We start from the raw sequence: 25,982 nt of genomic DNA, 5'->3' as shown, positions 1-25,982 counted from the left end.
CAGTTGTTCACGTCGGATGGACAAGCCTAGTTAAGCTTCCTTATTGCCCTTGATGTCATAGCCAGCGGTGATCGCACCACCGCTACCGCCCTGGGCGTTCTGCACCATGTACTCCTGCTTGACCTTGGAGAACGACAGCGCCACCTTCTCGCGCACACGTGCCTCGTCGGTAGCGGCACCACGCGGTGCCACCCTGGTCACGATCACATCGCTCATCGTGAGCTTCAGGTACTCCAGCGGGTTGCCGCCGGCCTTTCGCACTACCAGCGTGGCTTGGTCGATGTGCTTACCAGTCAGGCAGTACTTCATCAGGTTGGGCGATGCACGGTCGACGTAGTGCTCGAACGACAGGTCCGACACGGTGGCCTTGCCGGCACCGCCGCCGCTGCCCGCGTGCATGTTCGACTGTTGCTCGATGTTCCAGTCCCACACCAGCACTTCGATTTCGTTCTTGTGCGACGAGTCTTGCGATTCGCCGTCGATGCCATTGATCTTCAGGAAGATGTCCTGTGCCATTGCAAAGCTCCTTTTGTTGTATTGAGTCTTTCGTCAGGTACTGCTAACAAAGGCCGCAGCAGTTCCCCGTGGACCTGCCGGTAACAGGTCCGTTTGGAACCACCTTGGATTCAGGGGTAAAGCTGGGGGTCAGGCTTACGCAGCTTCCTTAACCGACGGCAGGCGCGCCACCAACCGCAGCGAGACGGTCAGACCTTCCAGTTGGAAGTGCGGGCGCAGGAAAAACTTGGCGCTGTAGTAGCCCGGGTTGCCTTCCTGCTCTTCGACCACGACTTCGGCGGCAGCCAGCGGGCGGCGTGCCTTGGTCTCTTGCGAGGAGTTGGCCGGATCGGCATCCACGTAGTTCATGATCCATTCGTTCAACCAGCGCTGCATGTCCTCGCGCTCCTTGAACGCGCCGATCTTGTCGCGCACGATGCACTTCAGGTAATGCGCGAAGCGCGAGCAGGCGAACAGATACGGCAGACGTGCCGACAGGTTGGCGTTGGCCGTGGCATCCGCGTCGTAGTACTCGGCCGGTTTTTGCAGCGACTGCGCGCCGATAAAGGCGGCGTAGTCAGTGTTCTTACGGTGCACCAGCGAGATGAAGCCGTTCTTAGCGAGCTCAGCCTCACGGCGATCCGAGATGGCGATCTCCGTCGGGCATTTCATGTCGACGCCACCATCGTCGGTCGGGAAGGTGTGGCACGGCAGGTTCTCAACCACGCCGCCACTCTCCACGCCGCGAATCAGCGTGCACCAGCCGTATTGCTTGAACGAGCGGTTGATGTTGACAGCCATGGCGTACGCCGCGTTGCTCCACACGTACTTGCGGTGGTCGGCGCCGTCGGTGTCCTCTTCAAAGTCGAAGGCATCGACCGGGTTGGTCTTGATGCCGTACGGCAGGCGCGAGAGGAAACGCGGCATGGCCAGACCAACGTAACGGGCATCTTCCGAGTTGCGTAGGCTGTTCCACGGGGCATATTCCAGGTTCTGGAAGATCTTGGACAGATCACGCGGGTTGGCCAGTTCTTGCCACGAATCCATTTGCAGTACCGATGGCGATGCGCCAGCAATGAACGGGGCGTGTGCGGCAGCGGAGATCTTGGCGAGTGAGCCGAGCAGCTCCACATCCGGCGGCGTATGGTCAAAGTAATAATCCGCAACAAGGCAGCCGTACGGCTCGCCGCCGAGCTGGCCGTACTCTTCTTCGTAGATGCGCTTGAAGAACGGGCTTTGATCCCAGCCGATGCCCTTGTAGCGGCGCAGCGTGCGGCGCAGTTCTTCCTTGGACACATCCATCACGCGGATGCGCAATTTCTCGTCGGTCTCGGTGTTGGAGACAAGGTGATGCAGGCCACGCCAGGCGGATTCCAGCTTCTGGAAGTCTTCGTTGTGCAGGATCAGGTTGATCTGCTCGGAGAGCTTGGAGTCGATCGCACCGATGATGGCCTCGATGCTCTTGTAGGCATCGTCGCTCATGGTGAAGGTGCTGGCGAGCGCCTGCTCGGCCAGGGTGCGGACGGCCAGATCAACGGCCTCGCGGGCTTGGTCGGTCTTGGGGGAGAACTCGCGGTTCAGTAGCGCCGCAAAGTCGGACTGGTCAGCCGTTGCGACGCTCTGTTGTTTCTGTTGTTGTGCGGAAGCCATGGATTGCTCGCTCAATAGTGGAAGTCAGGAAGGCAAGAAGCCGGGTGGCTCAGGCGTCGGTCTGTCCGGTTTCGGCTTGAACCGGCGTCACCTCAGGCTTCGGTGCCTTGGCCAGTGCTTGCAACAGGGCCGGGTCTTGCAGCAGTTGGTTAATGAGCGACTCGGCGCCGGACTTGCCGTCCATGTAGGTCTGCAGGTTGGCCAGCTGCGTGCGGGCTTCGAGCAGTTGCCTGAGCGCGTCGACCTTGCCAGCCACGGCGGCGGGCGAGAAGTCTTCAATGCTCTCGAAGGTCATATCGACCATCAGTTGGCCTTCGCCCGTGAGCGTGTTCTGCACGGCAAACGCCACGCGCGGCTTCATGGCCTTCATGCGCTCGTCGAAGTTGTCGATGTCGATTTCGAGGAACTTGCGGTCGGCCACCGGCGGCAGTGGTTCAGCGGGTTTGCCGGACAGGTCGGCCAACACGCCCATCACGAAGGGCAACTCAATGCGTTTTTCCGAGCCGTAAACTTCGACGTCGTACTCGATCTGCACGCGTGGTGCGCGGTTGCGCGCAATGAATTTTTGCGAACTGTTCATAACAGACATGATTCTCCCCTGTTGGGTTAGATAAAGAGGAAGTGCTTGAGGAAGGTGCCACCGGCGCTAAGCCGGTTCGGCGGCGGGAATGACCGGTTCTAGGCCGCGTCCGGAAAGGTATTCGGCTTGGTAAGCCAACTCGACGCCATCACTGACCAACTGGATGTGGATGGTGGCGAGTGGCTGTTTGCTTGCCAGCGCGCCCAGCCAAAGCTTGGCTAGCTGTGGCTGGATACGTTGTTCAATGAAACTGATGAGCTGGCGAGCGCCTGTTTCACCGATCGGGCAACGCTCGACGATGTGCGTCACCACGGCGTCGTCGTAGGTGAGCGCGATGTCGTGCTGCTCACGCATGCGCTTGACCACGCGGTCTAGGTGCAGGCGGACGATGCGGCCGAGGTTGTCGGCGGCCAACGGCAGGTACGGCACCACCACCAGACGACCGAGGAATGCGGCGGGGAACGTCTTGCGCAGCTCGGGCATGAGCGCGTCGCGCAGTGTGGCGGGTTCGGGCAGCAGCGCCGGGTCATCACACAGGCTGGTCAGCAGGTCAGAGCCGGCATTGCTGGTCAGCAGCAGGATCGTGTTCTTGAAGTCGATGTGGCGCCCTTCCCCGTCCTCCATATAGCCCTTGTCGAAGACTTGGTAGAAAACTTCGTGGACGTCCGGGTGGGCCTTCTCCACCTCGTCGAGCAGGACAACGCTGTAGGGGCGTCGGCGTACGGCTTCGGTCAACACGCCTCCTTCGCCATAGCCGACGTAGCCCGGCGGTGCACCTTTGAGGGTGGAGACGGTATGCGATTCCTGGAATTCGGAGAGGTTAATGGTGATGAGGTTCTGCTCGCCGCCGTAGAGAGCATCGGCCAAGGCCAATGCGGTTTCGGTCTTGCCGACGCCTGAGGGGCCGACCAACAGGAAGACGCCGAAGGGCTTATTGGGGTCGGTCAATTGGGCGCGCGCGGTCTGGATGCGCTCGCCAAGCTGGGCAAGCGCATGGTCCTGGCCGATGATGCGTGTGCCCAGCGTTTGCGGCAGGGCCACTACAGTGGCGATCTCGTCAGCCACCATGCGGGTGACGGGGATGCCAGTCCAATCGGCCACGATGGCGGCGACCACAGCTTCGTCCACCTCGGTGTACACCAACGGTGTCTCGCCTTGGGCGGACTGCAACTCGGCTTCGAGGTCGGCCAGTGCGGCCGGCGGCTGGCTCGCCCCTTCCGGCACGGCGTCGATGGCCTGCCGCTGCTCCAGAATGCAGGTGGCGAGCCCCCGCTCCTGCTGCCAGCGGGCTTCGGCTTGACCGAGTTCGATGTTGATCTCGCGTATCACACTGTCGACCTCGACGATACGGCGACGATCTGCCTTACCGAACGCGGCTTCCTTGGCAAGCAAGGCCGATTCGGCTTGGGCAGCAGCCAAACGCTGCCGCGCCAACTCAACGGTGGCGGGCGGTGCGTGCAACGACAGGGCGACGCGCGCGCACGCGGTGTCGAGCAGGCTGATAGCCTTGTCGGGCAACTGGCGCGAGGGGATGTAGCGGTGCGAGAGCTTGACGGCGGCACGTACAGCCTCGTCGCGGATCAAGACCTTGTGGTGAGCTTCAAAGGTGCCCACCAGGCCACGCACCATGGCGGCAGCGTTGGCTTCCTGCGGCTCCATCACTTGCAAAACTTGGAAGCGCCGGGTGAGCGCGGGGTCTTTCTCGATATGGCGTTTGTATTCGCTCCACGTGGTGGCACCGATCGTGCGCAGGGCCCCACGGGCCAGTGCAGGCTTAAGCAGGTTGGCGGCGTCGCCCGTACCGGCCTGGCCGCCTGCGCCGACGAGGGTGTGCACTTCGTCCACGAACAGGATCACGGGCTTGGCCGACTTGGTGGCCTCTTCGAGCACACCCTTCAGACGGGCTTCGAATTCGCCCTTCATGCTGGCACCGGCCAACAGCGCACCCACGTCGAGGCTAAGCAGGCGGACGTCTTTGAGGCTCGGGGGAATGTCGCCAGCGGCGATGGCCTGAGCCAGGCCTTCGATGACGGCCGTTTTGCCGACACCGGCCTCGCCGGTCAGCAGCGGGTTGTTTTGGCGACGGCGCAGCAGGATGTCCGTCATGGTACGGATTTCGTGCTCGCGGCCGATGACGGGGTCGAGTTGGCCCGCGCGTGCGGTTTCCGTCAGGTCGCGGCAATACTGGGCGAGTGCGCTCTTGCCCGTACCGCCAGGGGCCATCGCACCGCTCGCCTCGCCTGGAATGGCCGGCGCGAGGCCGCTGCCATCGTAGACCGCTTCCTGGCTTTCGGGGGATTGCGCGATCAGCGCGGGAATGCTGTCGACCAACTCCTCCGCTCGCACCTTGGCGAACTGGTTGGAAATGCCGAGAACGGTGCGGCGCAGTTCCGGTGTCTTGAGCAGCGCGGTCAGCAGATAGGCACCGCGCACGCGGTCGTCGGCAAATGCAAGCGTGGCATACACCCACGCGCGCTCGACAGCAGCTTCGATTTGGAAGGAGAAATCGCTGATGGAACTGGCGCCGGCTGGCAGCGAAGATAGTGCGCGAGCAAGATCAGCCTCAAGTGCCTGGAAATCGGCTTCGGCATGTCTCAGCACGCGCTGCAGGTCACCATCGGATGCTTGCAGTAGCTGATGCAACCAGTGCACAAGCTCGACGTATGGGTTGCCACGGAGCTTACAGAAGGCGGTCGCGCTCTCGATTGCCTTGAAAAGACTCGGATTGAGTCGGCCAAATAGCGCCTGACGTGAAATGTCCATTGCTCTCTTTAACTCCCCAAATGGCCACCGAACACATGCGTGGCGACCTGAATTCATTTCTCATTTTTGGAGGGAAGCGTATGGGCAAAATCGCACCCTGGCAATTGAAATAAGCTTCTATATAAATCACGCAAAATCACATTTAACTGAATTTTGCATAGCTTTTCAAAGCGTTTCTTGCTTTTAAAAAAAGAACAGAGGAATCGCCACAGGCGTTGATATCACGCCGAAAAATTGACAAAAATTCACCCGTCATCTGCGGCCAATCTAGGGTTAGCCTGATTGCTTATTTATTAAACGCCCCAATCGCTCAATCTCGATATTATTGAAATTAAATTCAGACCCCAATAACTAGAAGATCGGGAGATCTCCTGCCATTTCCGACTGGGAACAACTCCGATTATGATCTGCGCCATTTATCAAAATTTGGGCGTAGAAATTATGGGTGACCAGCAGTTCCCAGCGGCGCAGCGCGGCATCCTCGATGACCTGGTGCCCACCGACGACACCTCGGGTTGGGTACCCGACGCTGGCGACCCCTTCTCGATCCTTCGACGCGTTGGCGGCATGGAGCTCACCCAGTCGCCGCCCACCGCGGCGAGCGATCCTGAAGATGTGCTGATGCAACTCAGCCGCGAGGCCGATGCGGTGCTACGTAACCCCGAGCTGGCCAATGCCTACTACCAGCATCAGGTGCCTGCACGAAGCGATGGTGCAATTGCCAGTTCTGCTGATGCAACGTCTGCCGATCCGCTACAGGTAGGTACGCAGCCAGCAACCGACAGCCTGCTTGACATGCTGATTGGCCGGCCTCGAATTGAGAGCCTCATCGGTGATGCGGACAACTTCACTGACTTGCAACCGCTCTTTTCCACCCCGGCGATGCCGGACGTTCTGCATCTTTTTGCGGGCGACATCGTGATCGCGGAGCGACGCGGTATCACGGCGACGCTGACCCGCCGCGAGCACCACCTCGTCTCGATGGACAGTGCCTACCTACCAGCCACGACACACCAACAGGAGTCGGATACCCATGACCACTGATGCCTTGCTTCTGGATCCGCCGTCGACCTCGGGACTGGCGGCCGTTCTCCAGCACAGCGGTTCGGTTGCGCAAGCACTGCAGAACGCCGAAGTGCGCGTGCGTCAGCAACCGGGCGCGTTTGAAGAACGCTGGCAACTCTTTCAATGGTTGTGCGTAACGGGCGACTGGGAGCGCGCGCTCAAGCAATTGCAAGTCGCAACCCAACTGACGCCAGACTTTGCGCAGACGGCCCACGCTTATCGCAACCTGATTCGGGCGGAGATTTTTCGTCAGGGCGTGTTCAACGGAGAGCGCGAACCCGGTGCACTGCTAAGCCCGCCGGCCTGGATGGAGCCGTTGCACAAGGCATTGGCACAGGCGGCGTCAGGAAACATTGAAGAAGCGGACCATAGCCGAAACCTTGCCCTTGTAGACGCAACTACGGCATCCGGCGCACACAATGCGGGCACCTTTGCCTGGATCAGCGATAGCGATACGCGTCTTGGTCCCACCTGCGAAATCATCTCGGCGGGCCGTTATGCCTGGCTGCCGTTTATCCAGACGCGCAGGTTGGAGATGAGCGCAGTGACTGGCCTGCTCGACTTGGTCTGGCGCCCGGTCACCGTGACACTTGCAGACGGCATGGTCTGTCGGGGCTTCATACCGGTGCGTTATCCCGGCTCTGAGCATGGCAACGATACGACCCGGCTCGCGCGCGAGACCCATTGGACCGAGTTGGGTGAGACGGGTGTCCTGGGCTGGGGCCAAAAAACATGGGCAACGGATCAGGGAGACATTGGGCTACTCGATGTGACCCTGCTCGTGCTGGAGAACTAGTGTGTCAGGGCACCGCACACCGATCCGCCCCAATGCACGACTGCTGCCGACACTCTTTGACCGGTTGCGGGACGATGCACCACAGCGGCAAACGGAAGCCGCTAACGAATACACGGTCACGCGCACGCAGATGCGCGAGATCCTCCAACGCGATCTGACTTACCTGCTCAACACCACCAATCGCGAAGACGAGATCGATCGGACACGCTACCCAGAGGCGGCAAGTTCCACCATCAACTACGGGGTACCGCCCGTGGCCGGCGGCTATCTGTCGGAACACAAGTGGACCGACATCGTCAAGATCGTGCGCCGCGCGATTCTGGATTTCGAGCCACGGCTCATTCCTGGCTCCCTGGAGGTCAAGCCATTGCTCAAAGAAGGTGCGCCAACGCGCTACAACGTGCTGCTGTTCGAGATCAGTGGACTGATCCACATGGACCCGTACCCGATGGCATTTACCGCACAGAGCTCGCTTGATCTGGAAACTGGCCACATGAACGTCCGCTCACTTCACGCCCACTGAGACCATGGACCCGCAACTGCTGGATTACTACAACCGGGAATTGGTCTACATGCGAGAGCTGGCCGGTGAATTCGCCCGGCGGCACCCGAAGGTGGCCAAGCGCCTTGGCATGCACGGCATCGAGGTGGCGGACCCTTATGTAGAGCGCCTGATCGAGGCGTTCTGTCTGCTGTCGGCGCGCACTCAAATCAAGCTGGATGCGGAATTCCCACGCTTCACGCAACGGTTGCTGGAGGTGGTCTACCCGAACTACGTAGCGCCGACGCCGGCCATTGCGGTAGCGCAGTTCTACCCTAGTCGCACGGAAGGCGATCTGGTGCGCGGGGTTTCGATACAGCGTGGCACAGCTTTGCTGGCAAAGGCACCACCTGGCGAATCCACCGAGTGCGAATTCCGCACCACCCAACCCCTGACGCTGTGGCCAATCGAGATTGCGGAAGCGCGGCTTACCGGCATTCCACCGGACATTCAGGGCATGGAGCGCTATCTGCCGGCGCATGTGAGCGTACAAGGCGCACTGCGCCTGCGGTTGCGGCTCACACACGATGTCAAGTTCAGCCAGTTGGCCTGCCTGGATCGCTTGCCCGTCTACCTGAGTGGCAATGATCAGATTGCCTCGCATTTGTTCGAGCTGCTTCACAGTGCTGGCTGCGCGACACTCATCGGCAAGCCTGGCGCCATGGATGAACGTCCAACCGCCGTCACGGACAACGCCGTCAGCCATGTCGGCATGGCACCCGACGAAAGCGCACTGCCGTTGGCCTGGAACAAATTCCACGGGCACAACTTGGTACATGAGTACTTCACATGCCCGCAGCGCTTTTACTTCTTCGGGCTCGATGGCCTTGCGCGGGGCCTCGCAAAGATCGACGGCCGCGAAGCGGAGCTTGTGGTGCTGCTCTCCAAGGCACCGAGTGCGCTGGTGAGCCAGGTCGATGCCAGCCAGTTCGCGCTGTTCTGCACACCGGTCGTCAACCTCTTCCCGATGCGCACCGATCGGATGGAGGTGAGCCCGGGCCGTACGGAATTCCACCTGGTGGCCGACCGGCGACGCCCGCTTGATTACGAGGTGTTCTCGGTACAGAAGCTCTCGGGCCAGGTGACCGAGCACAGTACGCCGATCGACTTCCGGCCGCTGTTTGCCACGCTCAACAGCGATGAGGGCAACCATGGCCGGTACTTTTCTGTGCGTCGGGAGCGGCGGTTGATCTCAGACCAGGCGCGTAAGTACGGCACCCGCACAGCCTACACAGGCACGGAGGTGTTTCTCTCGCTGGTAGACCAGAACGAAGCGCCCTACCCGAACGACCTGCGTTATCTGTCGGTCGAGGCGATGGTGACCAACCGGGATTTGGCGAATCTGGTGCCGCGCAATGGATTCAGTGATCTGACCTCACGCGATTCGATTCCGGCGGAAGGGGTTGGGTTGATCAGCCCGCCATCGGCACCGCATGCGCCGTTTGCCGAAGGCGAGATGGCCTGGCGGCTGATCCGCCAGTTGGGCTTCAACTACCTGTCGCTGATGGATCTCGACCATCGACAGGGTGGCCAGGGGCTGCGCGACATGCTTCGGCTGTTCGTGTCGGCCAACGATACCGCCCAACAGCGGCAGATCGAGAGCCTGATCGGTTCCAAGCTCAAGCCCGTGACACGGCGCATGCCGGGGGCGGGTCCGATTCTGTATGGCCGGGGCGTGCAGTGCCAATTGACGGTGGATGAGGCCGGTTTCTCGGGTGTCAGTCCGTACCTGTTTGGCGTGGTACTTGAACACTTCCTGGCGCGCCATGTGTCGGTCAACGCCTTCACGGAAACCGAGCTGCACGCGATGGAACGCGGACTGATCCACCGCTGGTCGCCCCGCATGGGTGGCCGTAATGTCATCTAGGGTCATTTAGCCATGTTCCACGGTCAAGATGATCTTGGGCCACCGCCCGCGCCAGCACGGCACGCCCAAAGCCACTACGGGGCTCTGCAACCATGGAAGCTGAGCTTTCTTGGACTGCTGCGAGGCCTGTCTGCGCGCCATGCCTCGCTGCCACCTGTCGGTCGCGCACCTCGCCCGCAGGCGGAACCCTTCCGCATCGGGCAAGTGGCTTCACTCACCTTTGCGCCGCGCGAGATTGTGAAACTGGAGCAGCGCGCCGATGGCTTGCATATCCAGTTGTTCGGTCTGGGCATGCTGGGGCCCAATGGCGCGCTGCCGATCCACCTGACGGAAATCGTTCGAGAGCGGACCGAGGCGCACCACGACAACACCTCCGCTGCGTTTCTCGACATCTTCCACCACCGTGCGCTGACGCAGTTCTATCAGGCTTGGGCTGGCTCACAAGCGGCAGCTGGGTTGGACCGGCCTGACGAGGAGGTGTTTTCGCGCTACATCGGCTGGCTGGCGGGAGTTGAGACCGATGAAATTTCCGGCAGCGCGCTGCCGCCACATGCACGGCTGGCAGCCAGCGCCCACCATGTGCGCGAATCGCGTAGCCCAGACGGCATCGTGGCGGCGCTATCGCACTTCTTTGGGGTGCCGGTGCAGTTGCAGGAGTTTGTGCTGCATTGGATTGCACTGGATGCTGCCGAGTGCAGCCACCTCGGCCGCCCGGGTGCAACCAGCGTGATGGGGCAAGGCGCCTTGCTCGGCGAGGCTGTGCCCGATCGCCAGCACAAGTTTCGGCTCATTATCGGGCCGCTAGACCTGCAGCAGTATTTGAACTTCACCCCCAAGGGACGCGATCTGCCCGTGCTGGTGGAGTGGGTGCGCAGCTTTGTGGGCTTTGAGTTTGAGTGGGAAGTCGAGCTGCAAGTGCAACCACAATCTGCCCCGCCGGCGGTGCTAGGCGCAGATGAGCGGCTGGGATGGTCGACCTGGCTTGGGCAGCCCGATACGAGCCGCGCCATTACGGGCATGGTTTTCCAACCTGAACACTATGTTGCTCAATAAGATTTTGACGGCTAAGGCTTCCAAGCCTGCATCCGAAGCCACGATCCGGTTTGCTGAGTTGGCGTTGCCCATCAGTGAGGATCAGCCATGTGGTCCGGACCTTGAATACGACACGGAGTTTGTGGTGCTGCAAGCCCGTGCAACCCCGCGCGAGGCGGCCCAGTATGGCGACTTTGTGGCGCCGACCGAGGCACTGAATTGGCCTGAGCTGGAGCGCGACTGCCAACGGCTGCTATTGCGCACCAAGGACATTCGGCTACTGACACTCTTTCTACGATGTCGCACTCGACTGGACCAGGCCGAGGGCCTGCGTGATGGACTCGCGCTACTGCATGCGGTGCTGACGGCCTTTCCCGAGCAAGTCCATCCTCAACTTGAGATCGATGGGGAGGTTGACCCTGGCGTTCGGGCAAACGCGCTCGCGACGCTAGTCGATCCACAAGGGTTGTTAGCCGACGTGCGCGAGATTGCCCTGGGCAGGAATGCCATCCGCCTTCAGATGCGCGACATCGAGCGTGCGCTGGGCATGTCACGTCCAGCCGATGCGCTTGCACCGGAATCAGTGCATCAGCAACTGGAAGCATTCCGGAGCCAAGGACTACCTGAGATAGAGTCTATGCATGAAGCCTGCGCGCTCGCGCAGTCCATTCAGCTGTGGACCGAAGCTTCACTGCCCGACCACGCGCCAGATCTGAAGCCCTTGATACGGCTGCTGCAATTGGTCGGTCATCCTGGCCGGACAAAGCCTGTGGCGGTTGAGTTTGCGCCGGCAACTGAAATTCCACCTGTTGCGGCACCGGCGCCATCGTCGCTATCCACCAACGTTGCGCCGTTCGCACAGGCAGACTTGCAACCCGCCTCCACCGAGAATGTCGACGATATGCCAACCAGCCGCCACGCCGCTTTGACGCAAATCCGCCTCGCTCGCACTTGGTTTGAAGCGCATGAGCCAAGCAGTCCGGTCGCGCTGTTGCTTCGGCAGGCAGAGTCGATGGTGGGAAAGCCGTTTGCGAAGGTGTTTCAGGCGATTCCAGCAGATCTCGTGGAGCGGTGGGCGCAGAACGAATAATGGTGCCGTGTGCGGCATGTACGAGATCGAACAGTAATTGTGCGCCTCCCCCGCGTTCCCGCACACGTTGCGTCTCCTGTGACAACGCATTGCGAAAAAGAGCCTTAAGCGGCGCACCGATCTGCCGATAAAGAAAGGTTGTGGTGAATACTTCGTCGCACCGAAGCCTGGTCGCTCCAGAACACTTCCAGCGGCCGTGGGCGCAAGTCGGCCCATTCGGTTTGGGCTCGGTTGCCGAATGCGTGCTTGTCTTTCCCCATTCTTGTCACCAGTCCCGATCTCATGCTCAGCCCGCTCGCTCTGATAGGTATCGTGATGGTGTCCTGCTTGATGGGCGTCGCCATCCTTGGATCACTGCTTCGGACCGCCGTGCCGGGGATAGGCCGCTGGTGCGTGGCCCACGGGTTGCTGGCTGTGGCGGCGGCGTGTGTGCTGATCGCGGGCAGTCTGCAAGGGCGGTTCGTCACCCTCGCAGTTGCGCTCATCACGCTGACGGCCGTCCTGTTGCTCGTACAGGGGATGCGCCAGTTTTTTGGCAAGGCTTGGGCGGTGCCTCAAGAGACAGGGGCATTCGCCATCGCGTTCGTTGCGTTGGTGTACTTCACGCTCGTATCGCCGAACGTCAGCGCGAAGATTGGGATCGTGTCGGTGTTCTTTGCCTATGCTCGGATTGCTGTCGGGACATTGGCCCTGCGACACGCGCCGCACGATGGCGCCCGCTATCCCTATCGATTCGTTGCCGCGGCCGCATACCTGGGCGCACTGTTCCATGTCACGCGGGCGATCGCCGTTGCCTTCGGCCTGCCGCAAACGGCTTTTCCCGAGCCGTCAGCCTGGAACGTTCTTTTTCTCGGGCTGGCGATCGTCACGTTCCCGTGCATGTCGACAGGCATGGTGATGCTCGCGCACGATCAACTCGCCCGGAGGATGGAGCAGCTCGCGAATATTGACGAACTCACGGGCGTACTGATGCGGCGAGCGTTCATGGCAAGGGCAAGCGTGTTGCTTCACGACGCGGTGGCAAGCGGAAGACCGTTGTCGATTGCCGTTCTGGACATCGATAAGTTCAAAGCCGTCAACGACAGCTTCGGCCATGCCGTCGGCGACCGCATCCTCAAGCATGTCACGTCGGTGGTATCCACGCGGCTCAGGCCGGGCGATCTTGTCGGCCGCCTCGGTGGTGAGGAATTTGCGATTGTCCTGGTCGATACGGGAAAGACCGCCGCAGCGGCTTTGACGGATGAACTCCGGCTCGCGGTCGAGCAGTCGCCAAGAGAAGGCGTGCGTTGCACCTTCAGCGCGGGGGTCGAATGTGTCATGCCCGGAGACACATTGGCGACCACCCTCGCTCGAGCGGATGCGGCGCTCTATATGGCGAAGGAAAAAGGGCGCAACCGGGTCATCATCGCCTCAGAGGCTCACGAACGCGGCGTCGAAACGCATGGAGCGACTGCCACGTCAAAACTGGTCTGCTGATGCTGGGTTGGCGAACTTCGATAGCTGAATAATTGGCCATTCCCTACGAGGCGGCTACGAAGCCCCCCTCCCCGCAGTTCAGGCGCAAATACATCCTCAATCTCCCTGCCCCACATCCCGCACCGGCAGCGCAGTCGAATACTTGATCTGCTCCATTGAAAACGATGAACTCACGTCCGACAGCGGCACGGACTTGATCAGGTGTTTGTACACGCGGTCGTAGTCTTCTATACCTGCGACCGCAACGCGCAGCAGATAGTCCATCTCGCCGCTCATCCGGTAGACCTCCACCACCTCGGGCATATCGCGCACCACCTGCGTGAAACGCTGCGCCCACTTCTCGGTGTGCTGATCGGTTCGTACGGCAACGAACACCGTGGTGCCGACGCCCAACTTGCGTGCGTCGCACAGCGCCACCTGGGCGCGGATGACGCCCGTGTCCTTGAGCCGCTGCACCCGCTTCCAGCACGGTGTTTGCGAAAGGTTCACGCGCTGCGCAAGCTCGGCGATGGGCAGCGTCGCATCGGCCTGCAACAGCCTCAGTAGTTCGCGGTCAATAGCGTCCATTTCTGCAGAAAAATTTCGTTCTATATATGACGAATTCTAAGGAATATTTTCCGCACCATGGAGGAATAAACAGGAAACTTTGAATTATTTTTCCGGGCTGTCCACCGTATCATTTTTCTGCCTCCACCGCAGCACAGAAAACGACATGAGCGACAGCAACACCCTCCATTACCTCGACTACGCAGCCACCACGCCGGCCGACCCTCGCGTGATTGCGGCCATGACCGCCTGCCTTGGCATGGAAGGCGCCTTCGGCAACCCTGCGTCGAGTTCACATGCGACGGGGCGCGTCGCGCGGAACAAGGTCGAACAGGCACGCGAGCAGGTTGCTGCGCTCATTGGTGCCGATGCCGACGAGATCATCTGGACGTCGGGCGCCACCGAATCCAACAACCTCGCGCTGAAGGGCTACGCCGACGCCGCCACGGGCAAGCGCCACCTCATCACCAGCCGCATCGAGCACAAGGCCATTCTGGACACGATGGCGAACCTGTCAGCGCGCGGCTGTTCAGTGACGTATCTCTCGCCAACACGCGACGGCGAAATTACCCCGGAAGCCGTGGCCGCTGCGATGACGCCGGACACCGGTCTCGTATCGCTCATGCTGGTGAACAACGAGCTGGGCACGCTGACCGATGTTCGCGCGATCGCCCAGATCGTGCACGCAGCGGGCGCGCTGTTCCATGTCGATGCCGCGCAGGCACTCGGCAAGACGCCGATTGATGTGCGCGCGCTCGGCATCGACATGCTGTCGATGTCCGCACACAAGGTGTATGGCCCCAAGGGGATCGGGGCGCTGTATGTGCGCCGCGAGATTGCCTCGCGCATTGCGCCGCAAATCCACGGTGGCGGACACGAACGCGGTCTGCGCTCGGGCACGCTGGCAACGCATCAGATCGTGGGCATGGGCGTGGCGTGCGAATTGGCGGCGGAAGAACTTGATCACGAGACCGCCCGCATTGCTGCGCTGAGCCAGCGGCTGAAGGCGTCGGTGTTGGCCCTGGGCGATGTGGTGCAGAACGCCGACGTGGGACGCCGCATTCCCCACACGCTGAGCCTGACGGTGAACGCGCCCGGCTTCATGCCGATGATGCTGGGCGACGATCTTGCTGTGTCGTCAACGTCGGCGTGCAACTCCGCTGCGGGCACGCCCTCGCACGTGCTGACGGCCATTGGCCTGGATGCTGATGCTGCGGGCCGCACCGTGCGCATCAGCCTGGGCCGCTTTGCAACCGAGCAGGACGTCGACTTTGCCGCCGCATGTTTCCAGCGTGCGATTGAGCAATGCCGCGCCACGGCATCCAGCGGGTTGACGGCTTCGCGGCAGATCATGCCGGCGGATCTGAAGGCCATCCGCAATGCAGGTTTCCGCTCAGTGATCTGCAACCGCCCAGACGGCGAGAGCATCGACCAACCCGCCTTTGAGGACATTGCCGCTGCCGCCCGCGAGCTGGGCCTGGAAGCGCGCTGCCTGCCGGTCGAGCCGAACGGCATTGGCGATGCAGACGTCGCGGCCTTTGGCGAACTGGTCGACACGTTGCCCAAGCCCATCCTTGCGTATTGCAGAAGCGGCAACCGGGCCGGCATGCTCTGGAACCGCCTGATGGATCAACGCAAAGGCTTAGCCGCTCCCACCCTCGGCTAAGCCACCGGCAGCTCCGTCGTCGACAGCACCTGCTTGAGCACCATGAACGTCCGGATCTGCCGAACGCCCGGCAGATACAGCAACTGCTCGGCGTGGAGCCGGTTATAGCCTTCGTTGTCCTTGGTGCGCACGAGCATGAAGTAGTCGAACTCGCCGGTTACGACGTGACACTCCAGGCAACCTGGCACCTTCTGCACCGCCTTTTCAAATGCCGTGAACGATTCCGGCGTTGAGCGATCCAGCACGACGCCGATCATCACCAGCGACCCCAGATCCAGCGCACGCGGATCGAGCAGCGCAACAATCCCCTTGATCAGACCCAGCTCCTTGAGCCGTTCCACGCGGCGCAGGCAGGCCGGCGGGCTGAGGTTCACCTTGGCTGCAAGCGCCACGTTTGAGATGGACGCATCGCGCTGCAGCGCCCTCAGAATTGCGCGATCGGTGCGATCCAAGGCGTGGCGCGCAGAAGCTGCCGATGCGGCGGACGGCTCCTGCAATTTCGTTTCGTTCTTTTTCATTTAGGCAGAATTAAAAATTTAGGAATTTGATTTTCATCCGGATACGTTCCGGATGGTAGACGATCTTTGCAACCTCATTTCGCGGCGTTCTGCGTACCATTGGTTTCCGACATCCCGCCACTTGCGGCACTGAAGGAGCCACCTCATGAACCTGCAAAGATTCCCCCGCTATCCGCTGACGTTCGGGCCGACGCCCATCCAACCGCTGAAACGATTGAGCGCGCACCTGGGCGGCAAGGTGGAGCTGTTTGCCAAGCGCGAAGACTGCAACAGCGGCCTGGCCTTCGGCGGCAACAAGACCCGCAAGCTCGAATACCTGATCCCGGAAGCGCTGGAAGGCGGGTACGACACGCTGGTTTCCATTGGCGGCATTCAGTCGAACCAAACGCGCCAGGTTGCTGCCGTGGCCGCACACCTCGGCCTCAAGTGCGTGCTGGTGCAGGAAAACTGGGTCAACTACTCCGACGCCGTGTACGACCGCGTCGGCAATATCGAGATGTCGCGCATCATGGGCGCCGACGTGCGCCTCGATGCGGCAGGCTTCGACATCGGCATCCGGCCCAGTTGGGAACAGGCCATGGAAGACGTGCGCAAGCGCGGCGGCAAGCCGTTCCCGATTCCGGCCGGCTGCTCCGAACACCCGCTCGGCGGCCTGGGCTTTGTGGGCTTTGCCGAAGAAGTACGCCAGCAGGAAGCAGAACTGGGCTTCAAGTTCGACTACATCGTCGTGTGCTCGGTCACGGGCAGCACGCAAGCCGGCATGGTCGTCGGCTTTGCAGCAGATGGCCGGGCCGACAAGGTGATCGGCATCGATGCCTCGGCCAAGCCGGAGCAGACGCGCGCGCAGATCCTGCGCATTGCGCAGCACACCGCTGAGCTGGTCGACCTCGGCAGAAACATCACGGAGAAAGACGTGGTGCTCGACACGCGCTACGGCGGCCCGGAATACGGCCTGCCCAATGAAGGAACGCTCGAAGCCATTCGTCTGTGCGCGCGCCAGGAAGCCATGCTGACCGACCCCGTGTACGAAGGGAAATCCATGCACGGCATGATCGACATGGTGCGCAACGGCGAATTTCCTGAAGGCTCGCGCGTGCTCTACGCGCACCTGGGCGGCGTGCCGGCACTCAACGCATACAGTTTCATCTTCCGCAACGGTTGATGCGGACGCGCCCCAGCGGCGCATCCGGGCGCGGGCGTGCATCGCGTGATCACGGCCCGCCTTCCAATCCTTCCTCAAGGCAGAACCGCCATGACGGATTTATCGACGGGGGCCGCGTCGATGCACTCCCTCGTGCATCGCACCGAAGACAGCGACCCAGGGGAAACCGCCGAATGGCTCGACGCGCTGGATGCCGTCGTACAGCATGCCGGCACCTCGCGGGCGCAGTTCCTGTTCGACCGCTTGGCAGAACGCGCCTCAAAGCTTGGCGTTGGCACCGCCCTCGCCCGCGTCACGCCCTACGTCAACACGATCCCCGTTGAGGCGCAGCCGCCGTATCCCGGAGACATCGATACCGAAGAGCGACTGGCCGCCGCGCTGCGCTGGAATGCGCTCGCCATGGTGGTGCGCGCCAACCAGGCCTACGGAGAGCTGGGCGGCCACATTGCAAGCTACGCATCAGCAGCCGATCTCTTCGAAGTCGGCTTCAATCATTTCTTCCGGGCTGACAACGCGGCGCACGGCGGCGATCTGGTCTACTTCCAGCCGCACTCTTCGCCCGGCGTCTATGCGCGTGCGTATCTCGAAGGCTTCCTTGATGAAGCGCATCTCGAACACTATCGGCGTGAGATCACGGGCCCGGGGCTTTGCTCCTATCCGCATCCGTGGTTGATGCCGGAGTTCTGGCAGTTCCCGACCGGATCAATGGGCATCGGGCCGATCAACGCGATCTACCAGGCGCGCTTCATGCGCTACCTGCAAAACCGCGGCCTCTTGCAGACATCCGATCGCAAGGTGTGGGGCTTCTTCGGCGACGGGGAAATGGACGAGCCGGAATCGATCGGCGCCCTCTCGCTGGCGGCGCGCGAGCGGCTCGACAACATCGTATTCGTCATCAACTGCAACCTGCAGCGGCTCGACGGGCCCGTGCGCGGCAACAGCCGCATCGTGGACGAACTCGAAGCGCAGTTCACCGGCGCCGGGTGGAACGTCATCAAGGTGCTGTGGGGCTCGGACTGGGATGCCCTCTTCGCCCGCGACCGTTCCGGCGCCTTGCTGCGGGCATTTGCGCAGACCGTGGACGGCCAGTTCCAGACCTTCTCTGCCAACGACGGCGCCTACAACCGCGAGCGCTTCTTCGGCCAGAACCCCGAGCTTGCCGCGCTTGTCTCGCATTTCAGCAACGAAGACATCGACCGCCTGCGCCGCGGCGGCCACGACGTGCGCAAGCTCCACGCCGCCTATGCAAAGGCGCTGCAGCACAAGGGCCAGCCCACGGTGATCCTCGCCAAGACGATGAAGGGCTTCGGCATGGGCAGCGTTGGGCAAGGCCGGATGACGACGCACCAGCAGAAGAAGCTCGATGTCGATCAGCTCAAGGCGTTTCGCGATCGCTTCCGCCTGCCGCTGTCCGACAGCGACGTCGAGCAGTTGAAGTTTTACAAGCCAGCGCCAAACAGCCCGGAGATGCAATACCTGCATGCGCGCCGGGCTGCCCTGGGGGGCTATCTGCCTAGAAGGCGGAAGGCGGCAACACAGGCGCTGACCGTGCCTGCGTTGCCATCCTGGGGGCAATTCGCGCTGCAAGCCGAAGGCCGCGAGATGTCGACCACGATGGCCATCGTGCGCATGTTCGGCAACCTGCTGAAGGACGGTGCCCTCGGCCCGCGCATGGTGCCGGTGGTGGCGGATGAGGCCCGCACGTTTGGCATGGCCAGCATGTTCCGCCAGGTCGGCATCTACTCGCCGCTGGGTCAACAGTACGAGCCGGAAGATCTGGGTTCGATGCTGTATTACCGCGAAGAAACCGGTGGGCAGATCCTGGAGGAAGGCATATCCGAAGCCGGCGCCATCTCGTCGTGGATTGCCGCGGCCACGGCCTACAGCACGCACGATCTGCCGATGCTGCCGTTCTACATCTACTACTCGATGTTCGGCTTCCAGCGCATTGGCGATCTCATCTGGGCGGCGGCGGACCAGCGGGCGCGCGGCTTCCTGATCGGCGCGACGGCGGGCAAGACAACGCTCGGCGGTGAAGGCCTCCAGCACCAGGACGGCACGAGCCACCTTGCCGCATCCACGGTGCCCAACTGCCGCGCGTGGGACCCGGCATTTGCCTACGAGATTGCCGTCATCGTTGATGAAGGCATGCGCGCGATGCTGGAGCGGCAGGAAGACACGTTCTACTACCTGACGGTGACGAACGAGAACTACGCGCAGCCCTCCATGCCGGACAGCGACCTGCGTGCGGGCATCCTCAAAGGCATGTATCCGCTGACACCGCAAAGCCTGTCGACCGCGCGCGTGCAGTTGCTGGGCTCGGGCGCCATCCTGGGCGAAGTCATGGCCGCCGCGCAGATGCTCAAGGAAGACTGGAACATCGACGCCACCACCTGGAGCGTGACGAGCTTCTCAGAGCTGCACCGCGAGGCCATCGCCGCAGAGCGCATCGCCCGCCTCGGCGGTGAAGCCGCGCCTTCGTATGTGGAGGCCGTCTTGCGCGAATCGCACGGGCCCGTCATCGCCGCCACCGACTACGTGCGGGCCGTACCCGAACTGATCCGGGCACACGTACCGCGCCGCTATGTCACGCTGGGCACCGACGGCTTTGGCCGCAGCGACTCGCGCCGGGCGTTGCGTGAGTTCTTCGAGGTGGACCGCGCGTCCATCGTCATCGCCGCGTTGAAGGCGCTGGCAGACGACGGTGAACTGGATCGCACCGTGGTGCGCGAAGCGGCTGAGCGATACGGCAAACACGCGACGGCCACGGACGCGCCCTGGATGCGATGAAAGGCCTTTGACACAGGGGCGCAGCGAGCCCGTGACCGCCCGACCCCATGCCTCGCGGCGTGCTGGTGCAGGGCCTTTGGTCACGCCCGCTTTTTCGTTTCCAAATGTTACGGGGTGCACTGAGGGCGACTTCGGCCAACGCACGCAGCGCAGCCGTGCAGTACAGTCCATGCCATGAAAAAAGCCCTGACCTGCCCGTCTCTCGTCCTGCTGGCCTTGCTTGGTGCGTGCGCATCGCACCCGCAACAGCAGCCCGCCGATTCGACCAGCGCCGCCGCGGCGGCCACTGACGCCAGCGCAGACAACGGCTGGCAGGTGCTGCGCGCCAACTACATGGCGTGCGTTCAGCGCCAGGCCGATAGCGGCGTGCCGGGCACCACGCAGACGAAAGCCGTGGTCGCCTCCGCGCTCGATGCCTGCGAAGGCGACCTGCGCACCATGCACGACGGTTTCCGCGATCACCTTAGTGCGTCGATGTCATCATCCGGCGCGCGCAAGGCCGCCGACCGCGTCACCAAAGACACCCGCGACAAAGCCCGCGTCTACCTGATGGGCTACGTCGATCACGAGCGCTACTTGGCGAAGTCGCGCTGAGCGGTTACAGCATCTCCAGCGCGCGCGGCCCCTTAGGCGGCGGAAAGATGCTGTCCAGCGTCGCCAGTTGCTCAGCCGTGAGCGTGTGCGCCAGCGCGCCGATGTTTTCGCGCAACCGCTCGCGATGGCCTGTCTTGGGAATGGCGATGATGCCGTCGCGCGCCAACAGCCACGCCAGCGCGACCTGTGCCGGCGTCATGCCGCATTCCTGCGCGAAGCGCACCAGCTTTGGATGTCGAACCAGCCGGGCCTGCTCGATGGGCGAATAGGCCATCACCGGCACATGGCGCTCGTGCAGCCAGGGCAGCAAGTCCCATTCGATGCCGCGCCGGCTGAGGTTGTACAGCAGCTGGTTGACGGCAATCTGATTGCCGCCCGGCGCGTCCCACCATTCCTCCATATCGGACAGGTCAAGATTGCTCACGCCGTAATGGCGGATCTTGCCTTCGCGCTGCAGGGCCTGCAGGCCTTCCAAGGTCTCTTCGAACGGCACATCGCCGCGCCAGTGCAGCAGGTACAGATCGAGGCGATCAGTGCCGAGCCGGCGCAAGCTGCGCTCGCATGCCGCAGCAATGCCGCGCCGGCTGGCGTTGTGCGGGTAGACCTTGCTGACCAGAAAAACGTCATCGCGCCGCCCGGCAATGGCCTCGCCGATCAACGATTCGGATAGGCCTTCACCGTACATCTCGGCCGTGTCGATCAGGCGCAAACCCAGATCGAGGCCCAGACGCAACGTGGCGATTTCTTCATCGCGCGTGGCGCGGTCGTCGCCCATGTTCCAGGTGCCCATGCCGAGTGCAGGGACGCGTTCGCCGTTGGGCAGAGTGACTTGTTTCATGTCGTGCTTTCCGAATCGGGGAGGCAAAACATGAATCTACAAGAGACGCGGCGCAGCGGTAAGGCTGCGCCGGTCCGGTCAGAAAATACGCCCTAGCGCGCCTGCCGTTGCGCCGTCCATCGGCGGTAGCGCCGCGACTGGCACGCTGCGGCCAGTTGCTGTTGAATCAGCGCCCGCAGGGGCGACACACGCGGGTCTGTCGTGCGCCCCTCGCTCAGCCGGTTGAGCTGAAACTTGACGACTGCCATGTTGGCCAGTGCGCCGAGCGCCTTGTTCTTCCACGTGATGGGCTGCAGCGCCGGCGCGTTGTTCTTGCCGCCAGCCCAGTCGCGCGGCAGGTTCGGATCGATGGACAGCGCGGTCGCAATGCCCACCATATCGACGCCGCTGTCGACCACCTGCTCCGCCACCACCCGGCGCCGGATGCCGCCCGTCACCATCAGCGGCATGCGGGCAATGGCGGCAATGTCGCGCGCGAATTCCAGGAAATACGCCTCGCGGGCAAGCGTACGGCCATCACGCGAGTGCCCTTGCATGGCCGGGACTTCATAGCTGCCGCCGGACAACTCCACCAGATCGACACCCAGCGGATTGAGCAGCTCGACCACCTGCTTGGCATCGTCAGGGCTGAAGCCACCGCGCTGGAAATCGGCCGAGTTCAACTTGACCGACACCACGAACTGCGGCGACACAGCGGCGCGCACGCTGCGCACGATATCGAGCAGCAGGCGCGCGCGGTTCTCGATCGGGCCGCCCCACTGGTCCTGCCGCCGGTTGGAAATGGGCGAGAGAAACTGGCTCAGCAGATAGCCATGTGCGGCGTGGATCTGCACACCGGTAAAACCGCTCTGCTCGGCCAAGTGCGCGCTGCGGGTAAAGCGCTGCTGGACTTCGCGGATATCCGCCTTGGTCATCTCACGCGGCACCGGGAACTGTTTGGACAACGCGCCGAGCGCCAGCGGCACCGCTGAAGGCGCCAGCGTCGGTTGCCCGAGCGACGCTGGCATCTGCCGACCCGGATGGTTGATCTGGACCCAAGCATGCGCGCCATGCGCCCGCGCGACCTGCGCCCAGCGGCGAAAGCGTTCCAGATGCGCGCCGTCTTCGAGCACGACGCCCTTCGGGCCCGTCATGGCCCGGTGGTCAATCATCACGTTGCCGGTCAGGATCAAGCCGGCGCCGCCTGCGGCCCACGCTTCATACAGGCGTAGCAACGCGTCGGATGGCGCGTGATCGGCGTCGGCCATGTTCTCTTCCATGGCAGCTTTGGCAAGGCGATTGGGAATCACCGCACCGTTGGGCAGAACGAGGGGCGTGAAGAGCTTCATGGGTGGCATCCGCGTTGGGGGATTTGACATTTGACGACACCTGAACCCTAAGCTTAAAGTCAACTTGAATGTCAAGCCTGCGGAGCACGCACATGAAGATTGGTGAACTGGCCCGCCTGAGCGGTGTGGCCGCCTCCCGCATCCGGTTTTATGAAGCCAGCGGCCTGTTACAGCCGGCTGAGCGGCAGTCCAATGGGTATCGGGAATACGCGCCGGAATCGGTCACGCGGCTGGAGATCATCCTGCGCGCGCAAAACGCGGGGTTCTCACTGGAAGAAATTCGCGCCCTGTTGCCCGGACATCTGGGCGAATGGCCGCGCGAAGAATTGCTGCTGGCGCTACGCCGCAAAGTGGCGGAAATCGATGTGCTTGAGCAGCACATGGCGCAAAACAAGCGCGACTTGCTTGCGCTCATCCGCGAAATCGACCACGAGGCCGACGGCGAAGACTGCGCCGACCGCGCCCGCCGCGTGTTCGACAAGATGAACCTGCGGCCGCTCAAGCAGCCCGCTGCAGAACCGCCGGTGCGCCTGGCAAGAAAGCGCGGCTGAGGCGTGACGCTGCAAGGGCATGCGTTGTTGAAATCGCTGGGAGTGCTCCGCGTGCGCAAGGGCATGCAGACGGCGGCGGCGTTACGGTAGCGGAATCGAATCGACTCAAAACCCGCCCAGCGCGTGACGCAGCAGCAAGGCAGACAGCACCAGCATCGTCACGCCAATCAAGCCATCCAACACCTGCCACGCTCTCGGCCGGGCAAACCATGGCGCGAGCCAACGCGCACCAAACCCCAGCGTCACGAACCAGAACAGGCTGGCCGACCCCGCACCCGCCACAAACCAGCCGCGCAGTGCCGACGCCTGCTGAGCACCAATGCTGCCCACCAGCAACATCGTATCCAGATAGACGTGCGGATTGAGCAGCGTAAAGGCCGCCGCCTGCGCCAGCGCCGCGCCGCGGCTGAGGCCATCGCCACCTGCGGCTGCCCGTAAGTGGCTGGAATGCCGGGCGCGCCCTAGTGCCTGCACGCCATACAGCAGCAAGAATGCGGCGCCCGCCAACGCAAGAAAACGCGCGAGATTGGGCCGTTCTCCCAACGCCTGCGCCATGCCAAGCACACCCGCCAGAATCAGCAGCGCATCTGCCATCGCACAGAACAGCACCACACTGCCCACGTGTTCACGGCGCAGCCCCTGACGCAGCACGAAAGCGTTCTGCGCGCCAATGGCCACGATCAGCCCCAGGCTCAGAGCCAAGCCCTGCAGGAATACGGAAGAGGAAGTCGCAATCGAGGTTGTCATGCGCGCAGCTTGCCGGGCCGACTTGATGAAGACAAACTATCTTTTCTTCATCCAATTCAGTTTTTCTAACTTTCGTGCTCGACTATTCCGCCTTGGCCGCTTTGGCAGCCGTCATCCGAGAAGGCAGCTTCGAGCGGGCTGCCCGCACACTTCACGTCACGCCATCTGCCATTTCGCAGCGGATCCGGCTGCTGGAGGAACGCGTTGGCTGCGCGCTGGTGGTGCGTGATCAGCCGTGCCGCCCGACTGAAACCGGCCGGCGGCTTTGCCAGCACGTAGACCGCGTTCGCCTGCTCGAACAGGAACTGCAAGGCGCGCTGCCAACGCTGGCGCCAGAAGGCGTCGCCCGCGTTGCGCTGCCGATTGCCGTGAACGCCGACAGCCTGGCGACCTGGCTCGCGCCAGCGATCGCCACCTTCGCAGCAGCACATCCGGTGTTGATGGAGGTGGCGGTGGATGACCAGGATCACACCGGGGAATGGCTGCGCAGCGGTGCCGTGCTGGCTGCCGTTACGGCCACCGCGCGGCCGGCCACGGGCTGCAACAGCCGCCCGCTCGGGGCCATGCGTTATCTGGCTGCAGCCAGCCCGGCATTCGTGCAGCAACATTTCGCAGACGGCGTCGGTGCAGGTGCGTTGGCGCAGGCGCCCTGCCTCGTGTTCAACACGAAAGATGCGTTGCAGGCAACCTGGGCAAGGCGCCTGTGCCATCGGCATGTGGAACTGCCACGCCATCTGTTGCCGTCGTCACAGGCATTTGTGACCGCGGCCGTGGCCGGCATGGGCTGGGGGCTGCATCCACATGCGCTGATTGCGCAGCATCTCGAAGACGGTTTGTTGGTCGAGCTGGTGCCGGACACACCGTTGGACGTCCCGCTGCATTGGCAGCACGCGCGTGCGGCATCGGCGCTGCTCGACACACTCAGCCGCGAGGTGCTGAGCGCCGCGCGCGCCGCGCTGCTCCCGCCCTAAGCGGTTACAGCGCGTTCAGCGGGATCTTGAGGTACTGCACGCCGTTCGGCTCGGCCGGGGGCAACATGCCCGCACGAATGTTCACCTGAATGGCCGGCAGCATCAGCGTTGGCATGCCGAGCGTGGCGTCGCGCCTCGTGCGCATCTGCACGAACTCAGCCTCGGTCACGCCATCGCGCACATGGATGTTGGCGCTGCGCTGCTCGGCCACCGTTGTGTGGCAGATGGCTTCGCGACCGGCGGGCGGGTAGTCGTGGCACATGTAGAGCCGCGTGTCCGGCGGCAGATCCAGCAGGCGGCGGATCGACTGATACAGCGTGCCCGCATTCCCACCCGGAAAATCGCAGCGCGCAGTGCCCACGTCCGGCATGAACAGCGTGTCGCCCACAAACACCGCATCGCCCACCTGATAGGCCATGTCTGCCGGCGTGTGGCCCGGCACGGCCAGCGCCTTTGCTTCCAGATTGCCGATATGAAACACCTCGTCCGGCGCGAACAGGTGGTCGAACTGCGAGCCATCGAGCAGGAATGAGGGCTCCAGATTGAAGATCGGCTTGAACACGCCCTGCACCACGCAAATACGCTCGCCGATGGCGATGCGCCCGCCGAAACGCCCACGCAGATACGGCGCGGCCGACAAGTGATCGGCATGCGCGTGGGTCTCCAGCAGCCATTCAACGCGCAAGTCCTGCGCTTCGATGAACGCGGCAACGCGCTCGGCCGATCGGGTCGTCGTGCGGCCCGATTTCGGGTCGTAGTCGAGTACCGAGTCGATCACGGCACACGGCGTGCCGGGGCCTGCGTGCACAACGTAGGTCATGGTGCAGGTATCGGCGTCGAAAAAGGATTCGATCTGGGCGTGCATGGTGAACTTTCCCGAACAATCTATATTTTTATAGAATATCGTCTGACATTC

At 62.6% G+C, this 25,982-nt stretch carries 23 protein-coding genes; 13 read left to right on the top strand and 10 right to left on the bottom strand.

Features of this window, described 5'->3' with window-relative positions; translation table 11 throughout:
* Positions 1–30: 30 nt before the first annotated feature.
* From BG83_RS0103785 to tssH, 4 genes are all read right to left on the bottom strand, one after another.
* A complete protein-coding gene (locus BG83_RS0103785; RefSeq protein WP_012762152.1) occupies positions 31–516 on the bottom strand; it encodes an Hcp family type VI secretion system effector in 486 nt (161 codons plus the stop codon).
* Positions 517–651: 135 nt separating this feature from the next.
* The gene (tssC, locus tag BG83_RS0103780) at positions 652–2,145 is read right to left on the bottom strand and encodes a type VI secretion system contractile sheath large subunit (RefSeq protein ID WP_024975471.1); all 1,494 of its coding nucleotides are present in this window, start codon (positions 2,143–2,145) and stop codon (positions 652–654) included.
* A 49-nt stretch (positions 2,146–2,194) separates the two neighbouring features.
* Positions 2,195–2,734 carry a type VI secretion system contractile sheath small subunit gene (tssB, locus tag BG83_RS0103775; RefSeq protein WP_024975470.1) on the bottom strand — a complete coding sequence of 180 codons (540 nt, stop codon included), beginning with the start codon at positions 2,732–2,734 and terminating at the stop codon, positions 2,195–2,197.
* 57 nt (positions 2,735–2,791) lie between these two features.
* Positions 2,792–5,488, bottom strand: a complete 2,697-nt coding sequence (gene tssH / locus BG83_RS0103770) for a type VI secretion system ATPase TssH (protein ID WP_024975469.1) — start codon at positions 5,486–5,488, stop codon at positions 2,792–2,794.
* Positions 5,489–5,890: 402 nt separating this feature from the next.
* Between tssH and BG83_RS27585 the strand changes: the two genes are divergently transcribed.
* From BG83_RS27585 to BG83_RS0103735, 7 genes are all read left to right on the top strand, one after another.
* The gene (locus BG83_RS27585) at positions 5,891–6,532 is read left to right on the top strand and encodes a TagK domain-containing protein (protein WP_024975468.1); all 642 of its coding nucleotides are present in this window, start codon (positions 5,891–5,893) and stop codon (positions 6,530–6,532) included.
* Positions 6,522–7,349 (top strand): type VI secretion system accessory protein TagJ, encoded by an 828-nt coding sequence (locus tag BG83_RS0103760; protein WP_024975467.1) that lies wholly within the window; start codon positions 6,522–6,524, stop codon positions 7,347–7,349. Before BG83_RS27585 ends, BG83_RS0103760 begins: the two co-directional genes overlap by 11 nt.
* A gap of 1 nt (position 7,350) precedes the next feature.
* Entirely contained in the window at positions 7,351–7,872 is a 522-nt protein-coding gene (tssE, locus tag BG83_RS0103755; protein ID WP_024975466.1) for a type VI secretion system baseplate subunit TssE, read from the top strand.
* A 4-nt stretch (positions 7,873–7,876) separates the two neighbouring features.
* Entirely contained in the window at positions 7,877–9,757 is a 1,881-nt protein-coding gene (tssF, locus tag BG83_RS0103750; protein WP_024975465.1) for a type VI secretion system baseplate subunit TssF, read from the top strand.
* A 12-nt stretch (positions 9,758–9,769) separates the two neighbouring features.
* Positions 9,770–10,810: a type VI secretion system baseplate subunit TssG gene (gene tssG, locus BG83_RS0103745; RefSeq protein WP_024975464.1), complete on the top strand. Its 1,041-nt coding sequence runs from the start codon at positions 9,770–9,772 to the stop codon at positions 10,808–10,810.
* A complete protein-coding gene (gene tssA, locus BG83_RS0103740) occupies positions 10,797–11,879 on the top strand; it encodes a type VI secretion system protein TssA (protein WP_024975463.1) in 1,083 nt (360 codons plus the stop codon). Before tssG ends, tssA begins: the two co-directional genes overlap by 14 nt.
* A gap of 282 nt (positions 11,880–12,161) precedes the next feature.
* Positions 12,162–13,355, top strand: coding sequence for a GGDEF domain-containing protein (locus tag BG83_RS0103735; protein WP_024975462.1), 1,194 nt, complete (start codon positions 12,162–12,164; stop codon positions 13,353–13,355).
* A 96-nt stretch (positions 13,356–13,451) separates the two neighbouring features.
* On the opposite strand, the gene BG83_RS0103730 is transcribed toward BG83_RS0103735, so the two are convergent.
* Positions 13,452–13,922 (bottom strand): Lrp/AsnC family transcriptional regulator, encoded by a 471-nt coding sequence (locus BG83_RS0103730; RefSeq protein WP_024975461.1) that lies wholly within the window; start codon positions 13,920–13,922, stop codon positions 13,452–13,454.
* A gap of 145 nt (positions 13,923–14,067) precedes the next feature.
* Between BG83_RS0103730 and BG83_RS0103725 the strand changes: the two genes are divergently transcribed.
* Entirely contained in the window at positions 14,068–15,567 is a 1,500-nt protein-coding gene (locus BG83_RS0103725) for an aminotransferase class V-fold PLP-dependent enzyme (protein WP_024975460.1), read from the top strand.
* Here BG83_RS0103725 and BG83_RS0103720 read toward each other — a convergent pair.
* A complete protein-coding gene (locus BG83_RS0103720; protein WP_024975459.1) occupies positions 15,564–16,085 on the bottom strand; it encodes an Lrp/AsnC family transcriptional regulator in 522 nt (173 codons plus the stop codon). The two genes, BG83_RS0103725 and BG83_RS0103720, sit on opposite strands and share 4 nt — an antisense overlap.
* A gap of 145 nt (positions 16,086–16,230) precedes the next feature.
* Here BG83_RS0103720 and BG83_RS0103715 point away from each other — a divergent pair, with 145 nt between their 5' ends.
* The 3 genes from BG83_RS0103715 (at position 16,231) to BG83_RS0103705 (ending at position 20,631) form a co-directional block, all read left to right on the top strand.
* Positions 16,231–17,247, top strand: coding sequence for a 1-aminocyclopropane-1-carboxylate deaminase (locus BG83_RS0103715; RefSeq protein WP_024975458.1), 1,017 nt, complete (start codon positions 16,231–16,233; stop codon positions 17,245–17,247).
* Between the two features lie 90 nt (positions 17,248–17,337).
* Positions 17,338–20,037, top strand: a complete 2,700-nt coding sequence (mdeB, locus tag BG83_RS0103710) for an alpha-ketoglutarate dehydrogenase (RefSeq protein WP_024975457.1) — start codon at positions 17,338–17,340, stop codon at positions 20,035–20,037.
* Positions 20,038–20,211: 174 nt separating this feature from the next.
* Positions 20,212–20,631 (top strand): hypothetical protein, encoded by a 420-nt coding sequence (locus tag BG83_RS0103705; protein WP_024975456.1) that lies wholly within the window; start codon positions 20,212–20,214, stop codon positions 20,629–20,631.
* 4 nt (positions 20,632–20,635) lie between these two features.
* Here BG83_RS0103705 and BG83_RS0103700 read toward each other — a convergent pair whose 3' ends face one another.
* Both BG83_RS0103700 and BG83_RS0103695 read right to left on the bottom strand, forming a co-directional pair.
* A complete protein-coding gene (locus tag BG83_RS0103700; RefSeq protein ID WP_024975455.1) occupies positions 20,636–21,469 on the bottom strand; it encodes an aldo/keto reductase in 834 nt (277 codons plus the stop codon).
* Positions 21,470–21,561: 92 nt separating this feature from the next.
* Positions 21,562–22,797: an NADH:flavin oxidoreductase/NADH oxidase family protein gene (locus BG83_RS0103695; RefSeq protein WP_024975454.1), complete on the bottom strand. Its 1,236-nt coding sequence runs from the start codon at positions 22,795–22,797 to the stop codon at positions 21,562–21,564.
* Between the two features lie 92 nt (positions 22,798–22,889).
* Between BG83_RS0103695 and BG83_RS0103690 the strand changes: the two genes are divergently transcribed.
* Positions 22,890–23,348, top strand: coding sequence for a MerR family transcriptional regulator (locus BG83_RS0103690; RefSeq protein WP_024975453.1), 459 nt, complete (start codon positions 22,890–22,892; stop codon positions 23,346–23,348).
* A gap of 105 nt (positions 23,349–23,453) precedes the next feature.
* Here BG83_RS0103690 and BG83_RS0103685 read toward each other — a convergent pair whose 3' ends face one another.
* Positions 23,454–24,095, bottom strand: a complete 642-nt coding sequence (locus BG83_RS0103685; RefSeq protein ID WP_024975452.1) for a LysE/ArgO family amino acid transporter — start codon at positions 24,093–24,095, stop codon at positions 23,454–23,456.
* Between the two features lie 74 nt (positions 24,096–24,169).
* Here BG83_RS0103685 and BG83_RS0103680 point away from each other — a divergent pair, with 74 nt between their 5' ends.
* On the top strand, positions 24,170–25,066 hold the full coding sequence (locus BG83_RS0103680) for a LysR family transcriptional regulator ArgP (protein WP_024975451.1): 897 nt from the start codon (positions 24,170–24,172) through the stop codon (positions 25,064–25,066).
* A 4-nt stretch (positions 25,067–25,070) separates the two neighbouring features.
* On the opposite strand, the gene BG83_RS0103675 is transcribed toward BG83_RS0103680, so the two are convergent.
* Positions 25,071–25,931 carry an MBL fold metallo-hydrolase gene (locus tag BG83_RS0103675; protein WP_024975450.1) on the bottom strand — a complete coding sequence of 287 codons (861 nt, stop codon included), beginning with the start codon at positions 25,929–25,931 and terminating at the stop codon, positions 25,071–25,073.
* Positions 25,932–25,982: the final 51 nt, after the last annotated feature.

Origin of the sequence: Ralstonia pickettii (genome assembly GCF_000607165.1) — a bacterium.
GTDB classification, from domain to species: domain Bacteria; phylum Pseudomonadota; class Gammaproteobacteria; order Burkholderiales; family Burkholderiaceae; genus Ralstonia; species Ralstonia holmesii.
Note: the sequence above shows the minus strand (reverse complement) of the source record. Positions and strands in the feature narration are given on the sequence as shown.

What these genes read in the sequence shown, in the direction of transcription:
- BG83_RS0103700 (WP_024975455.1), bottom strand. Translation starts at nt 21,469, where the DNA reads ATGAAACAAGTCACTCTGCCCAACGGCGAACGCGTCCCTGCACTCGGC.
- BG83_RS0103760 (WP_024975467.1), top strand. Translation starts at nt 6,522, where the DNA reads ATGACCACTGATGCCTTGCTTCTGGATCCGCCGTCGACCTCGGGACTG.
- tssF (WP_024975465.1), top strand. Translation starts at nt 7,877, where the DNA reads ATGGACCCGCAACTGCTGGATTACTACAACCGGGAATTGGTCTACATG.
- BG83_RS0103720 (WP_024975459.1), bottom strand. Translation starts at nt 16,085, where the DNA reads ATGAAAAAGAACGAAACGAAATTGCAGGAGCCGTCCGCCGCATCGGCA.
- tssB (WP_024975470.1), bottom strand. Translation starts at nt 2,734, where the DNA reads ATGTCTGTTATGAACAGTTCGCAAAAATTCATTGCGCGCAACCGCGCA.
- BG83_RS0103685 (WP_024975452.1), bottom strand. Translation starts at nt 24,095, where the DNA reads ATGACAACCTCGATTGCGACTTCCTCTTCCGTATTCCTGCAGGGCTTG.
- BG83_RS0103735 (WP_024975462.1), top strand. Translation starts at nt 12,162, where the DNA reads ATGCTCAGCCCGCTCGCTCTGATAGGTATCGTGATGGTGTCCTGCTTG.
- tssG (WP_024975464.1), top strand. Translation starts at nt 9,770, where the DNA reads ATGTTCCACGGTCAAGATGATCTTGGGCCACCGCCCGCGCCAGCACGG.
- tssA (WP_024975463.1), top strand. Translation starts at nt 10,797, where the DNA reads ATGTTGCTCAATAAGATTTTGACGGCTAAGGCTTCCAAGCCTGCATCC.
- BG83_RS0103730 (WP_024975461.1), bottom strand. Translation starts at nt 13,922, where the DNA reads ATGGACGCTATTGACCGCGAACTACTGAGGCTGTTGCAGGCCGATGCG.
- mdeB (WP_024975457.1), top strand. Translation starts at nt 17,338, where the DNA reads ATGACGGATTTATCGACGGGGGCCGCGTCGATGCACTCCCTCGTGCAT.
- BG83_RS27585 (WP_024975468.1), top strand. Translation starts at nt 5,891, where the DNA reads ATGATCTGCGCCATTTATCAAAATTTGGGCGTAGAAATTATGGGTGAC.
- BG83_RS0103785 (WP_012762152.1), bottom strand. Translation starts at nt 516, where the DNA reads ATGGCACAGGACATCTTCCTGAAGATCAATGGCATCGACGGCGAATCG.
- tssH (WP_024975469.1), bottom strand. Translation starts at nt 5,488, where the DNA reads ATGGACATTTCACGTCAGGCGCTATTTGGCCGACTCAATCCGAGTCTT.
- BG83_RS0103675 (WP_024975450.1), bottom strand. Translation starts at nt 25,931, where the DNA reads ATGCACGCCCAGATCGAATCCTTTTTCGACGCCGATACCTGCACCATG.
- tssC (WP_024975471.1), bottom strand. Translation starts at nt 2,145, where the DNA reads ATGGCTTCCGCACAACAACAGAAACAACAGAGCGTCGCAACGGCTGAC.
- BG83_RS0103695 (WP_024975454.1), bottom strand. Translation starts at nt 22,797, where the DNA reads ATGAAGCTCTTCACGCCCCTCGTTCTGCCCAACGGTGCGGTGATTCCC.
- BG83_RS0103715 (WP_024975458.1), top strand. Translation starts at nt 16,231, where the DNA reads ATGAACCTGCAAAGATTCCCCCGCTATCCGCTGACGTTCGGGCCGACG.
- BG83_RS0103690 (WP_024975453.1), top strand. Translation starts at nt 22,890, where the DNA reads ATGAAGATTGGTGAACTGGCCCGCCTGAGCGGTGTGGCCGCCTCCCGC.
- BG83_RS0103725 (WP_024975460.1), top strand. Translation starts at nt 14,068, where the DNA reads ATGAGCGACAGCAACACCCTCCATTACCTCGACTACGCAGCCACCACG.
- BG83_RS0103705 (WP_024975456.1), top strand. Translation starts at nt 20,212, where the DNA reads ATGAAAAAAGCCCTGACCTGCCCGTCTCTCGTCCTGCTGGCCTTGCTT.